The organism is Streptomyces sp. NPDC050674 (genome assembly GCF_040654575.1).
Taxonomy (GTDB): Bacteria; Actinomycetota; Actinomycetes; order Streptomycetales; family Streptomycetaceae; genus Streptomyces.
On record NZ_JBFAIG010000001.1, the window covers coordinates 369812 to 383336 of the forward strand.

Annotated in this window: 11 protein-coding genes; 2 read left to right on the forward strand and 9 right to left on the reverse strand. The window is 72.0% G+C overall.

What is annotated here, in order from left to right; genetic code table 11:
* Nucleotides 1–29: 29 nt before the first annotated feature.
* The 6 genes from AB0I06_RS01490 to AB0I06_RS01515 form a co-directional block, all read right to left on the reverse strand.
* Nucleotides 30–1817: an ABC transporter ATP-binding protein gene (locus AB0I06_RS01490; RefSeq protein WP_363116680.1), complete on the reverse strand. Its 1788-nt coding sequence runs from the start codon at nt 1815–1817 to the stop codon at nt 30–32.
* Between the two features lie 4 nt (nt 1818–1821).
* Nucleotides 1822–2880 (reverse strand): iron-siderophore ABC transporter substrate-binding protein, encoded by a 1059-nt coding sequence (locus tag AB0I06_RS01495; RefSeq protein WP_363116681.1) that lies wholly within the window; start codon nt 2878–2880, stop codon nt 1822–1824.
* Nucleotides 2881–2968: 88 nt separating this feature from the next.
* Nucleotides 2969–3826, reverse strand: a complete 858-nt coding sequence (locus AB0I06_RS01500; RefSeq protein WP_363116682.1) for an ABC transporter ATP-binding protein — start codon at nt 3824–3826, stop codon at nt 2969–2971.
* A gap of 39 nt (nt 3827–3865) precedes the next feature.
* Nucleotides 3866–4927 carry an iron chelate uptake ABC transporter family permease subunit gene (locus tag AB0I06_RS01505; RefSeq protein ID WP_363116683.1) on the reverse strand — a complete coding sequence of 354 codons (1062 nt, stop codon included), beginning with the start codon at nt 4925–4927 and terminating at the stop codon, nt 3866–3868.
* On the reverse strand, nt 4924–5985 hold the full coding sequence (locus tag AB0I06_RS01510) for an iron ABC transporter permease (protein ID WP_363116684.1): 1062 nt from the start codon (nt 5983–5985) through the stop codon (nt 4924–4926). Before AB0I06_RS01510 ends, AB0I06_RS01505 begins: the two co-directional genes overlap by 4 nt.
* A 51-nt stretch (nt 5986–6036) precedes the next feature.
* Entirely contained in the window at nt 6037–7395 is a 1359-nt protein-coding gene (locus AB0I06_RS01515; protein WP_363116685.1) for a lysine N(6)-hydroxylase/L-ornithine N(5)-oxygenase family protein, read from the reverse strand.
* Nucleotides 7396–7644: 249 nt separating this feature from the next.
* Here AB0I06_RS01515 and AB0I06_RS01520 point away from each other — a divergent pair, with 249 nt between their 5' ends.
* Nucleotides 7645–8592 carry a formyltransferase family protein gene (locus AB0I06_RS01520; protein ID WP_363116686.1) on the forward strand — a complete coding sequence of 316 codons (948 nt, stop codon included), beginning with the start codon at nt 7645–7647 and terminating at the stop codon, nt 8590–8592.
* Nucleotides 8593–8599: 7 nt separating this feature from the next.
* Here the strand turns inward: AB0I06_RS01520 and AB0I06_RS01525 are convergent, their stop codons facing one another.
* The 3 genes from AB0I06_RS01525 to AB0I06_RS01535 all read right to left on the reverse strand — a co-directional run bounded on the left by AB0I06_RS01525 (nt 8600) and on the right by AB0I06_RS01535 (nt 12047).
* On the reverse strand, nt 8600–9301 hold the full coding sequence (locus AB0I06_RS01525) for a response regulator (RefSeq protein ID WP_363116687.1): 702 nt from the start codon (nt 9299–9301) through the stop codon (nt 8600–8602).
* Between the two features lie 288 nt (nt 9302–9589).
* Nucleotides 9590–10078 carry a hypothetical protein gene (locus AB0I06_RS01530; RefSeq protein WP_363116688.1) on the reverse strand — a complete coding sequence of 163 codons (489 nt, stop codon included), beginning with the start codon at nt 10076–10078 and terminating at the stop codon, nt 9590–9592.
* Nucleotides 10079–10163: 85 nt separating this feature from the next.
* Nucleotides 10164–12047, reverse strand: a complete 1884-nt coding sequence (locus AB0I06_RS01535; protein ID WP_363117011.1) for an ABC transporter ATP-binding protein — start codon at nt 12045–12047, stop codon at nt 10164–10166.
* Between the two features lie 300 nt (nt 12048–12347).
* On the opposite strand from AB0I06_RS01535, the gene AB0I06_RS01540 reads away from it, so the two are divergent.
* Nucleotides 12348–13247: a lysylphosphatidylglycerol synthase transmembrane domain-containing protein gene (locus AB0I06_RS01540; protein ID WP_363117012.1), complete on the forward strand. Its 900-nt coding sequence runs from the start codon at nt 12348–12350 to the stop codon at nt 13245–13247.
* Nucleotides 13248–13525: the final 278 nt, after the last annotated feature.

Here is a 13525-nt window from a genome sequence, read left to right on the forward strand (position 1 = left end):
GGAGTTAGGCTAACCTAAATAAGGGTTGCCTAACTACCTTCTCGCCAGGCTCGCCACAGTCGTGCGTACCGGCCTCCCGCGGCCACCAGTTCCTCGTGCGTCCCCTGCTCGACGACCCGGCCCGCGTCCAGCACGGCGATCCGGTCCGCGGCCATCGCCTGGGTGAGCCGGTGCGCCACGAACAGGGTGGTCCGGCCCGCGCAAGCGGCCTGTACGGCCCGTTCCAGTTCGGCGGCGCCCTCGCTGCCGGCCTCGGCGGTCGACTCGTCGAGCACCACCACCGGCGCCCGGCCCAGCACCAGACGCGCCAGGGCGACTTGAGCGACCTTGGTGACGTCCAGGCGCTCCCCGCCCTCGCCGACCGGGGTGTCGAGCCCCTCGGGCAGCGCGGCGACCCAGCCCTCGGCGCCGACGGTGCGCAGCGCCTCCTCCAGCTCGGCGTCGGTCGCCCCCGGCGCGGACAGCCGCAGGTCGTCGGCGAGCGGGCCGGCGAACACATGGGTCTCCTGGGTCAGGATGCTCACCAGGGCCCGCGCCCCGGCCTCGTCCACATCGGCCAGGTCGGTCGTCCCGATGCGCACCGACCCGGCCTCGGGGGTGCCGACACCGGCGATGAGCGCGGCCAGGGTGGTCTTGCCCGCGCCCGTGGCGCCGACGAGGGCGAGGGAACCGCCCGCGGGGATGGTGAGGTTCACGTCCCTGAGGACCGGCTCCTCGGAGCCGGGGTAGCGGAACGTCAGCCCCTCGACCGTCACCGGGTACGCCCCGGCCTCGGCGAGCGCGACGGACGGGTCGCCGACCAGCCGCTCCTCGGCGGACTCGCCCAGCACCCCGACCAGGCGGGTCAGGCTCGCGCCCGACTTCTGCGCCTCGTCGAAGGTGAACATGATGGCGCCCAGCGGGGTGAACAGCCGGTGGAACAGCAGCGGGGCCGCCGACACCTCGCCCAGGGTGGCCGCGTCCGCCTCCAGGAGGGCGTAGCCCACCACGAGGATCAGGACCAGTCCGATGAACTCGGCGCGGTTCTCCCGGCCCACGAACCGGCCGAAGAACCGGAACACCTCGACACCGAGTTCGCGCACCCGCCACGACTCGGTGGTGACCTTCTCGCGGAAGGCGCCCTCCAGGCGGTACGCGCGGACGGTGTCGATGCCGTTCAGGCCGCTGATGAACGCCTGGGCCCGGTCGGCCTGGGCGACGCGCTGCTCGCGGTAGAGCGGGGCGGACCGGGGCAGGTACCAGCGCAGGGCCAGCGCGTAGGCGGGCAGCGCGCCGGCGCCGGCCAGGCCGAGCCGCCAGTCCAGCCCGAACATGCCGAAGGTGGCGATGACGACCAGCACGCCGGCCGAGAACACCGTCGGGACGGCCGTGCGGATGCCCTTGGAGAGGACGGCCACGTCGTCGCCGACCCGGGAGAGCACATCCCCCCGGCCGACCTGTTCGACGCGTGCGCTGGGCATGCCGAGCACGGCCCGGACGGCGCCTTCGCGCAGCCGTGCCAGCAGATCCGCGCCGAGCCGTCCGATCAGGTAGGTCGACACCGCGGTGGCCGCCGCGCCGAGCAGCGCGGCGGCGCCGATCAGCACCCCCACCGTGACCAGGACCGAACGGTCCTCTCCCCCGACGACCCCGTCGACGACCCGGCCGAGCAGGAGCACCGGGAGCACCTGGAGCGCCGCCCCGGCGAGGGTGGTGAGCACGGTGGCGGCCGTCAGCCCGGGCGTCTCGCGGCAATGTGCCGCGACCCAGCGGGCTGCTTCGCGTCCGGTCGTGGTGCGCAGGGCCGCCGGGGCGACGCGCGTGTCGGTGGTGCTCACCTCCCTACTCGACCGACTTGACGAGCTCGTCGATCGCGTACGGCATGGACAGCAGGGTGCCCTGGGAGATGGCCGCGCCGACCGCGGGTCCCTCGCTGTCGAGCAGGTAGGACACGTTGCCCTTCTTCACGGCGTCCAGGTTGGCGAACAGCTTGAACTTCTTGAGCGCCTCGGTGTCGGCCTTGTCGTTGATGACGAAGATGTGGTCGACGTCGACGAGGTCGATGCGCTCGGGCGAGAGCGTGGTGTAGAAGTTGCCGCCCGCGACCTTGTCGATCTCGGTCTGGTACGTGTAGCCGATGCCGGTGACGAGCCGGCCGCGTACGTCGGTGGAGGTGAAGGGTGCCACCGAGTCCTTGTACCAGGACAGCGCGACGGCGGTCTTCTCGGCGAGCTCGGGGTGCGCCTTCTTGGCCGCGTCGAGCTGTCCCTGGATGTCGTCGACCATCTTCTGGCCCTCGTCGGCCTTGCCGAGGGCCTTGGCGATGTGCAGGGCGTTGTCCTGCCAGGGGGCGCTGAAGGGCTCCTTCTCGCCCTTGGTGCGTGCCACGGTGGGGGCGATCTTCGAGAGCTTGTCGTAGGCGGCCCGGTCGATCTCGGAGTAGACCGCGACGATCAGGTCGGGGCGCAGGGCGGCGATCTTCTCGTAGTTGGGGCCGGAGTCGCCGTTGCTCATGACGACCTCGGGCTTGGTGTCGCCCCACTTGTCCTTCACCCAGGGCCACTGGGTGTTGATGTCGGGGCTCTTGCCGGGCGGGTTCGGGTACTGGTCGACCATGCCGACGGGCTTGGTGCCGAACGCCAGGACGGTCTGGTCGTCGGTGTAGCCGACGGAGACGACCCGCTGGGGCGCCTTCTCGACCGTCGTGGATCCGAAGGCGTGCTCCACGGTGACCGGGAACGCGCCGTCGGCCGCGGCCGGAGCGCCCTCGCTCTTGTCACCGGCGGTGTCCGACGAGCCGGAACCGCATCCCGCGAGGAGACCGACGCCGAGGGTGGCCGCGGAGAGGACCGCCGCCAGTCGCCGCCATGGCTTCCCGGGCGTCGTTCGATGGAGGAGCATCCAAATCCCCTTGCTTTCGCGCTAGTTCGCTGCACCCTCGCCTAAGGGCAGCCAAACCTTACCGCGACTTAATGAGGTAAGCCTAGCCTTACTCAGACCGGTCTGCCGGGAGGTGCCGCGACCGCACGTGGGTGCGCCCGATCGGCACGACGAGCGGCCGGTCGCCGACCGGGTCCTCGATCACCTGGGCGCGCAACCCGAAGGCCTCGTGCAGCAGTTCGGCGCTGACGACGTCCCGCGGATGCCCCTGCGCGAGGATCGCGCCCTCCCGCATCACCACGAGGTTGTCGCTGTAGCGGATGGCCAGGTTCAGGTCGTGCAGCACCATGACGACGGTGCGGCCCGCCTCATGCAGGTCGTCCACCAGATCGAGGACGTCGATCGCGTGCGCCAGGTCCAGATAGGTCGTCGGCTCGTCCAGCAGCAGCAGATCGGTGCCCTGGGCCAGCGCCATCGAGATCCACACGCGCTGGCGCTGCCCGCCGGACAGTGCGTCGACGGGGCGGTCGGCCAGGTCGGACACCCCCGTCATGGCCAGGGCGCGTGCCACCACGTCGGCGTCGTCGGACGACCACTGCCGCAGCCAGCTCTGGTGCGGATGACGGCCCCGGGCGACCAGGTCCGCCACGGTCAGTCCGTCCGGCGCGACCGGCGCCTGCGGGAGCAGGCCGAGTTTCCTCGCCACGTCCCGGGTCCTGAGCCCGCCGATGTCCTCGCCGTCCAGGACGACCGTGCCCCTGGCCGGCTTCAGCAGCCGCGACAGCGTCCGCAACAGGGTCGATTTACCGCAGCCGTTGGGGCCGATGATCGTGGTGATCACGCCCGGCGGTATCGACACGTCGAGCTCGTCGATGACGACCCGGCCGCCGTAGCCGACCGTGACGCCTCGGGCGGCCAGCCGCGCGGCGCCGCCGACCGCGGCCTCGGTGACGGACTGTGCGACCACGGGTCCCCCCTTGCTTAGGTTCACCTGACTCTTGTACCTCTACCGGAGGTTCGCCCGCACCAGCAGGTAGACGAGGAAGGGCCCGCCGATCGCGGCGGTGACCACGCCGACCGGGAGCGAGACCGGCAGCGCCGTGCGCGCCACGAGGTCCGAGCCGATCAGAAGCAGGGCGCCCACCAGGCCCGAAGCCGCCATCGGCGGTGTGGGGCAACGCGCCAGACGCATCGCCGCCTGGGGCGCCACCAGCGCCACGAACGGAACCGGGCCCGCCGCGCTCACCGCCACACCGGCCAGCAGCACGGCGCACAGCAGCAGGACGGCCCGCACCCGGGCGTACCGGACGCCCAGCCCCGCGGCGACCTCGTCGCCGAAGTGCATCGGCTTGAACTGGAAGGCGACGCAGGACACGACGGCCAGGAGGACGAGCCCGCACCACAGGGCGGTACGGACCTCCTCCCACGCGCGGCCCTCCAGCGAGCCGACCAGCCACGCCTGGGCCCGGGCCACGTCCCTGATGTCGGCCGTGACGAGCAGCCAGGTCGTGATCGCCTCCATCACGGCGCTCACGGAGATGCCGATGAGGATGAGCCGGAAGCCGTCGACCCCGCGCCGCCACGCCAGGAAGTACACCAGCAGGCCCGTGCCGAGCCCGCCCGCGAGCGCGGCCGCCGACAGGCCCACGGAGTCGGTGATCGCCGTGGCGGCCCCGCCCGAGACCGTCACCAGGAAGACCGCGACCGTGCCGGCGCCCGAGGTGATGCCGAGTACGTCCGGGCTGGCCAGGGGATTGCGCGCGACGGACTGCGTGATCGCCCCGGACACCCCGAGCGCGACGCCCACGACGAGCCCGGCCAGGGCGCGCGGCATCCGCAGGTCCATGATGACGAACTCGTCGACCCGCTCGCCCCGTCCGAGGAGGGTGGCGATCACCCGCGTCAGCCCCACGGGGAAGTCGCCGACGGCGATGGACCCGCAGAACACCAGGAAGGTCGCCGCGGCCAGCAGCAGCGTGACGCACACGATCCAGGGCCGCCAGACGAACGACACCCGGCCCAGCCGCACCCCCGGCGGCAGCGACGGCTTCACATCGGTCGCGTTCATGCGCTCCTGAACTTTCCGCGCCACACGAGCACCGCGAAGAAGGGGGCGCCGAGGAGCGCCACGAGGACACCGGCGTCCAACTCGCCCGGCCGCACCACCAGTCGGCCGGCGATGTCGCAGAGCAGCAGGATCACCGCACCGAGCAGACCCGCGTACGGCACCAGCCAGCGGTAGTCGGGCCCGGTGAGGTACCGGGCGACGTGGGCCACCATCAGGCCGAGGAAGGCGATGGGCCCGCACGCGGCCGTCGCCGCGCCCGCCAGCAGGGTGATGGCGGTGATGCCGACGCTCCGGCTGAGCGCGATGTTCACGCCCAGTCCCCGGGCCACGTCGTCACCCAGGTTGAGCAGGTTGAGGGAGGGCAGCGTGGTCAGGGCCAGCACGAGTCCGACGCCGACGAACGCGGTCACCGGGCGGATGACGTCGAATCCGACTCCGGCGAGGGAGCCGGCGTTCCAGAACCGCAGGGCGTTCAGCGCCGCCTGGTCCGACAGCGCGACGGCGGTGGTCATCGCGGCGAGGAACACGGTGACGCCCTGCCCGGCCAGGGCGAGCGTCAGCGGATTGCCGGCCCCTCGCCCGATGCCGGCGAGGCCGAACACCACGACACCGGCCGCGGCCGCCCCGGCGAAGGCGAACCACACGTACTGGAACGGGTCGCCGAGGCCGAACACGGCGATGGCCACCACCACCGCGAACGAGGCTCCCGAGTTCACGCCCAGCAGGCCGGTGTCGGCGATCGGGTTGCGGGTGAACCCCTGGATGAGTGCCCCGCCGACGCCGAGCGCCAGACCCGCCACGATCCCGAGGGCCGTACGGGGCACGCGGACGGTCTCGACGATGAGTCTGATCTCCGTGAGTCGCCGGTCCGCGTCCGGGGTGACGGTCAGCGCGTGCCACACCTCGGCGGGGCTCAGGGCGCGGGCGCCCACGGCCAGCGACAGGACCGAGGTGATCACGAGCACCGCCAGAAGGATGCCCAGACCCGCCACCCGTCGCCGACGGGTCTGCGTCGAGCCCCCGGGCGCGGGGCGCTCCACTGCGGCAGTCGTGCCCATGTCGACGTACGTTATCCCTTGCGCTGTCGGCGAGTTGAGGAAGGTGCCCCGCTAACGGGCCGCACTGCCCGTGCCGTCGGTGAGGGTCCGCGCCCGGTCCGTGGCGGACCCGGTGGCCGCGCGGCCGAGGAGCGAGTCGAGGATCTCGCCCACCCTGACGGCGGTGTTGGAGAGCAGGGACGAGGTGATGCCGTGCGTGTGCTCGGTGCCGCCCTGGAGGTAGATGCCGCAGCGCAGGGCGGGGTCGGTCGCGATGCGCCAGTCGCGTTCGACACGGACCCGGCCCTCGTCGTCGCGCAGGCAGCGGTCGGCGACCTCGCCGAGCAGGCCGGTGGGGTCGGCGGGGCTGTAGCCGGTGGCCAGGACCACGACGTCCGCGTCCAGGTCGGTGTCCTCGCCGGTGACGAGGGACGTCACGGTGACCCGGACGCCGGACGGGGCCTCCTTGACGCCGGTCAGCCGGGAGACGTTGAGGAACCGCAGGCGCTCGGTGCCGAGGACCTTCTCCTGGTACGACTGCCGGTAGAGGTCGTCGATCAGGTCGATGTCCACCACGGAGTAGTTGGTGTTGCCGTGGTAGTCCATCAGCCGGCGCTTGACGTCCTCGGGCGCGGCGAAATACTCGTCGACCGCCTGCGGGTCGAAGATCCGGTTGGCGAAGCCGCTGTCGTCGGCGGGGCTGTACCCGTAGCGGGAGAAGACCGCGCAGACCTCGGCCCCGGGGAAGCGGCGGTGCAGGTAGGCGACGTTTTCGGCGGCGCTCTGGCCGGCGCCCACGACGACGAACCTGGAGGGCGAGGTGCCCTCCAACTCGTCGACCCTGGCGAGCAGTTCGGAGTTGTGCCAGACGCGTTCGCCGCGCTCCACACCCTCCGGCATCAGCGGGCGCAGGCCGGTGCCGACGACGAGATTGCGGGCTCGGTGGACCTCGAGGCCGCCGCCCGATCGGACGGTCACCTCCAGGTGGTCCACGACGCCGTCCCGGGTGACGGGCGCGACGCCGACCACCTCGTGGCCGTAGGAGACCATGTCGTCGACCTGCGCCGCGGCCCACTCGAAGTAGTCGTGGAACTCCACGCGCAGCGGGAACAGGTTCTTGTGGTTGATGAAGTCGATCAGCCGGCCCTTGCTCTGCAGGTAGCACAGGAAGCTGTAGGGACTGGCCGGGTTCCGCAGCGTCACCAGGTCCTTGAGGAAGGAGACCTGCATGGTGGCGTCGTCGATGAGCATGCCGCGGTGCCAGCCGAAGCGGGGCTGCTGCTCGAAGAAGTGAGCGGTGACCGCCTCCTGCCCGCCGGCGCGGGTGTTGTGCTCGCGGAGCGCGATGGCCATGGCCACATTGGACGGCCCGAAGCCGATACCGATCAGATCGTGGACCGGTGCTGTGTCACCGGGGAGAACCTGCGACATGTCACTCCCATCGTGCGGGGCAGCCGCGTATCAGGTGTGGAGGGAAGGAGAGTCGGGCATGCCCAACGGAGCGACACGCCAAGGAACTTAGGTGAGCCTAAGCTAAACCGGTGGTGGTGTCGACAGGGCAAAACGGACTCCCGCCGCGGGGCAGATGCTCCAACTCGCCGATTACTTACACCCGTTGCGGACTAAGGTAAGCCTTGCTTTACTTGCCTCGGCCAACACCTTGCTCTGAGGAGGAACCCCATGCGGGTCGTCATGTTCGGTTACCAGACCTGGGGGCACCGCACCCTGCAAGCCCTCCTGGAGTCCGAGCACGACGTGGTGCTGGTCGTGACCCACCCCAAGAGCGAGCACGCCTACGAGAAGATCTGGAGCGACTCCGTCGCCGACCTCGCCGAGGAGCACGGCGTCCCGGTGCTGATCCGCAACCGGCCCGACGACGAGGAGCTGTTCGAGCGGCTCAAGGCGGCCGACCCGGACATCATCGTGGCCAACAACTGGCGTACGTGGATCCCCCCGCGCATCTTCGGCCTGCCGCGTCACGGCACGCTGAACGTGCACGACTCACTGCTGCCCAAGTACGCCGGCTTCTCCCCCCTGATCTGGGCGCTCATCAACGGCGAGCCCGAAGTGGGCGTCACGGCGCACATGATGAACGACGAGCTCGACGCCGGTGACATCGTCCGGCAGGAAGCGGTGCCGGTCGGCCCGCGGGACACCGCGACCGACCTCTTCCACAAGACCGTCGACCTCATCGCCCCCGTCACCATCGGCGCGCTCGGCCTGATCGCGTCCGGGCAGACCGAGTTCACCCGGCAGGACCGCTCCCAGGCCTCCTTCTTCCACAAGCGGGCCGACGAGGACAGCCGCATCGACTGGAACTGGCCGGCCGAGGACCTGGAGCGCCTGGTGCGCGCCCAGTCGGAGCCGTACCCCAGCGCCTACACCTTCCACAAGGGCAAGCGGCTCGACGTCCTGGCCTCGTTCGTGTCCGAGGGCCGCTACGGCGGCACGCCCGGCCGCGTCTTCTACCGCGAGGGCGACGGCGTGGTGATCGTCGCCGGCGCCGACGCCCGCACCGGTCGCAACCACGGGCTTGCCATCACCCGCGTACGCACCGAGGACGGCCGGGAGCTCCCCGCCACCGAGTACTTCACCTCCATGGGCGGCTACCTCACCGGCCGGCCCTGACACACCCTCAGGACCGTCGGCCATAACGGCGTTCGGGCCGGCCGGTGGCGCCGTAGCGCAGGGACACCTCCACGTCGCCCGTGCCGTGGAAGTACTCCAGGTAGCGGCGGGCGCTCACCCGGGACAGTCCGGTCACGGCGGCGCACTCGGTGGCGGACAGGGTGCCGTCGGCCTCCCGCAGGGCCCGTTCGACCAGTGCGGCGGTCTCCACGCTCATGCCCTTGGGCAGGGTGGGGGCCGGCGCGGGGGCGAAGGCGCCGGCCAGGACGCGGTCCACGTCCGCCTGGCCCCGGACCACCGTCGTGAGCAGCCGGCCCCGCTGCGCCGCGTAGCGCTCCAGACGGAGGCGCAGATCCTCGAACCCGAAGGGTTTGAGGAGGTAGTCGACCACGCCGCGGCGGACGGCCCCGCGTACGGTGCCGGCCTCCTGCGCGGCGCTGATGACCATGACGTCGCAGTCGTGGCCGGCCGTGCGCAGCCGCGGGATGACGTCGAGTCCGAACAGGTCGGGCAGGTACAGGTCGAGCAGGACGAGATCGGGTCGCAGCTCGTCCACCGCCGCGATGGCCTGACCGCCGGTGTGGGCCACGCCCACGACACGGAAGGGCTCGACGCGTGCGACGAACGCGCGGTGCACCCGGGCCACCATGAAGTCGTCGTCGACGACCAGGACGTCGATCGTGCCCGGCTTGCCGCTCGCCGCGGTCATGAGGCCGCTCCTTCCGCCACCGTGCCGGTGAGGCCGTTCGCAGACCAGCGTGGTCAGGGCCGGTCCGATGCCACGCTCGGTGAACTGCCCGGACCGGGCGCGCCCTTGGCCGGTGCCCGGGCCCCGGCGCAACCGCTCGCCGACGACCGTGGGGTCGGTGGAGCCGACGATCCACCCCGCGCCGAGGCCGCCGCGGCGGACCGCTCATGTCCCGAGTCGCACCATGATGACCTCCACCAGCGGAAACCGAAAGGGAGGTGGCGGGAGGAGGCCAGGAACGCGGGAAGGTCAGGAAGCGTTCGCGCGCGGCCCCACGCCGCTCAGCTTCCGGACGGTCCCGCCGAGCTTCGCGCGCAGCGCCTCCAGCACCCCGGGCTTGGCGCTGACCACCCAGCGCATGCCGACCAGGTAGGTACCCCCGTACACGCGGGCGGATTCCAGCCAGGTCTCCTTGAGCCGCTCCTGCGGGAAGGTGGTGATGAGGTAGTCACCCTGCCGGGTGTGGCACACGCCCTCGCGCAGCTCGTCCGCCTCGGTGCGGATCTTCACCTTGCAGCCGGTCAGACCGGCGATGACCTCCACCTTGGCCGGCGCGACCACCCCGGCGGCGGGAGCGGCGGACCCGCTCGGCGTCGCCTCCGCCCCACGGCCGTCGTCGCCACCGCAGGCCGTGACGAGGACAAGCACGGCCAGGACCCCGGCCGCTGCGGCGGTGCGGCGCCGGGTGCGGCACGGGGTCCGGGGGGTGGATCGTACGTGCGGTCGCTGCTGGAACACGTCGCCTCTCCGGGTGCGGTCTTTCGGCCTGTCGGCAGGAGTACTCGACGGGAGTACGGACGGGTCCGGGCAGGTGTTCACCGCTCTAGGCGGCCTCCTCCACCTCCGTCGCCCGCGGCCCGCCGAACTGGGTGCGGTACAGCTCCGCGTAGCGCCGCCCGGCCGCCAGGAGTTCCTCGTGCGTGCCCCGTTCCACGATCCGGCCGGCCTCGACGACCAGGATCTGGTCGGCCGCGCGGACGGTGGACAGGCGGTGGGCGATCACGACGGCCGTGCGGCCCTCGAGGGCTTCGGTGAGGGCTTCCTGGACGGCGGCCTCGGAGGTGTTGTCGAGGTGGGCGGTCGCCTCGTCGAGGATGACGACGCGCTGGCGGGCCAGCAGCAGCCGGGCGATGGTCATGCGCTGCCGTTCGCCGCCGGAGAGGCGGTAGCCGCGTTCACCGACCACCGTGTCGAGGCCGTCGGGCAGGGACCGCACGAGGTCGTCGAGACGAGCCCGGCGCAGGGCGTCCCACAGTTCGCCCTCCGTGGCCTCGGGGCGGGCGAGCGAGAGGTTGGCGCGGACGGTGTCGTGGAAGAGGTGGCCGTCCTGGGTGACCATGCCCAGGGTCTCCCGCAGGGACGTGGCGGTGAGGTCGCGGACGTCGACGCCCCCGATGCGTACGGTGCCCTCGTCGGTGTCGTACAGGCGCGGCATCAGCTGCGCGATGGTGGACTTGCCCGCGCCGGAGGAGCCGACGAGCGCCACGGTCTGGCCGGGTTCGGCGCGGAAGGACAGGCCGTGCAGGACCTCGTCGCCGCCGCGTCCGTCCAGGGACGCGACCTCCTCCAGGGAGGCCAGGGAGACCTTGTCGGCGGCGGGGTAGCCGAAGCGGACGTCGTCGAACTCGACGGCCACGGGCCCGTCGGGCACCGGGCGCGCGTCCGGCTTCTCCTCGATGAGCGGCCGGAGGTCGAGCACCTCGAAGACCCGCTCGAAACTCACCAGGGCGCTCATCACCTCGACGCGCGCCCCCGCGAGCGCCGTCAGCGGCGCGTAGAGCCGGGTCAGGAGCAGCGCGAGGGAGACGACGGCGCCCGGTTCCAGGGTGCCGCGCAGGGCGAACCAGCCGCCGAGGCCGTAGACCAGGGCCAGGGCGAGGGCGGAGACCAGCGTGAGGGCGGTGATGAAGGCGGCCTGGGCGGTGGCCGTGCGGATCCCGATGTCCGCGACCCGGCGGGCCCGTTCGGCGAACTCCCGCGACTCCTCCTCCGGCCGGCCGAAGAGCTTGACCAGGGTGGCGCCGGGGGCGGAGAAGCGCTCGGTCATACGGGTACCCATCGCCGCGTTCAGGGTCGCCGCCTCCCGCTGCATCCGGGCCATCCGGCTGCCCATGCGCCGGGCCGGGATCACGAACACCGGCAGCAGCACCAGCGCGAGCAGGGTGATCTGCCAGGACAGCGTGAGCATCACCGCCAGGGTGAGCAGCAGGGTGACGAGGTTGCTGACCACGCCGGAGAGGGTGTTGCTGAAGGCGCGCTGGGCGCCGATGACGTCGTTGTTGAGCCGGGAGACGAGGGCGCCCGTACGAGTGCGTGTGAAGAACGCGACCGGCATGCGCTGCACATGGTCGAAGACGGCGGTCCGCAGATCGAGGATGAGGTGTTCCCCGAGTGTCGCCGACAGCCTCCGGCCGAGGATGCCCAGCGCCGCCTCCGCCACCGCGATCAGCGCGATGAGCAGGGCCAGGCGTACGACCCTGCCCTCGTCGCCGCCCGAGACGATCGTGTCCACGACCCACCCGGCCAGGACGGGCGTCGCCACGGCGAGCAGGGCGCTGCCCACGCCGAGCAGGACGAAGAGGGCGATGCGGCGCCGGTGCGGGCGGGCGAACGCGCCGATGCGCCGCAGGGTCGCCAGGGCGAAGGGGCGGCGCTCTTGTTCGGCGTTGATGACGCTGTGCAGCTGTGTCCACGCTGTGGTCTCCATGCTCATGGGAGAGACCGTAGAACCTCAAGCAATGTTGAGGTCAAGGAGATGGCACTTTCACCCCGACATCCCGCACAATCGGCCCGATCCCCCTCTTCCCCGTCCCTTCGCGCAAAGGCCCCGATGACGCTCCCCACACAGCCGCTCCCGGCGCGCAATCCCCAGTCCCCGCTCCCGCAACCCGCAGTTGGCACGGCCTGGACAGCCTCTTCCGATGTGACAGCGGTCCAACTCCCCGAACTCCGCCCGGGACGACTCCCCCGTCGCGTCCCGGTCCGCCGCCTGCGGCAGATCCTGTGTCTGCTCCCGCTCCTGCTGGTCACCGTGGTCGCGGTGCGGCACCGGTCCGTGCTGGCCGAGGGCTTCGCGCACCTGCGCACCGCCGAGTGGCCCTGGCTCGTGGCCGCCGCCGGGGCGACCTGTCTGACCTGGGTCGCCGCCTCCTGCACCCGGCAGGGCGCGGTCGTCGAGCGGCTGCCCCGACGGCGGCTGCTGGCCACGCAGTTCGCGGCGGGCGCGGCCAACCATCTGCTGCCGACCGGGCTGGGCGCGAGCGCGGTCAACCTGCGGTTCATGACGGTGTGCGGGCTGCCGCTCGCCCGCTCCTCGGCCGCCCTCGGTCTGTACCTGCTCGCCGAGAGCGTCGGCCGGGTGGTGCTGCTGGGCGCCCTGCTGATCGCATTCCCCGACGCGCTGCGCCTCGACGCGCTGGTGCCGCAGACGGCGTACGGCCCGCTGCTGGCCGGCGTCACGGTGGTGCTCGTGACAGCGGCGGCCGTGCTCGTGCTCGTCCGGAGGCTGCGCTCGGCCCTGGTGTCGTTCCTGCGGACGGCGCTCGGTGAGGCGCGTTCGGTGCACACCCGTCCGGCCCGGGCCCTGGCGCTGTGGGGCGGGTCCTTCGCCTTCCCGGCACTTCAGGCATCCGTACTGGTGCTGGTGGGACGTGCGCTCGGACTGGACGTTCCGGTGGCCCACATGGCGGTGGCCTACCTGGCGGCCACGGTCGCCGTCGCCCTGGTGCCCACCCCGGGCGGGATCGGCTCGGTGGAGGCGGCGCTGGTCATGGCCCTGGTGGCGGCGGGCGGCCCGGCCGCGGTGGCCACCGCCGTGGCCCTGGCCTTCCGGGTCATCACCGTCTGGCTGCCGCTGGTGCCGGGCGCCCTGACGCTGGCGGCGCTGGTCCGACTGAAGGTGATCTGACGGCAAGAGGAGGTCTGCACGAAGCTCCGTCCTCGACGGGGCCGGATCCACCGGGATCGCGGTGGACGTGGTGTCTGCCACCGGCGAAGGACCACACCGCCGACTGGCTGCGGCAGCTCGGCCTGGACGCCGGCCTGGCCGGCATGGAGGACCTGGTCGAGAGCTACCGGGCCAGGACGACTTCGGAGGAGCGGTCGTAGGACGGTGGAGGCGGCCGCCCGCACAGCCTCCCGGCGTGGGACGCAGCGGGTGGGGCGACCGACCTCTGAGCGAGGCCG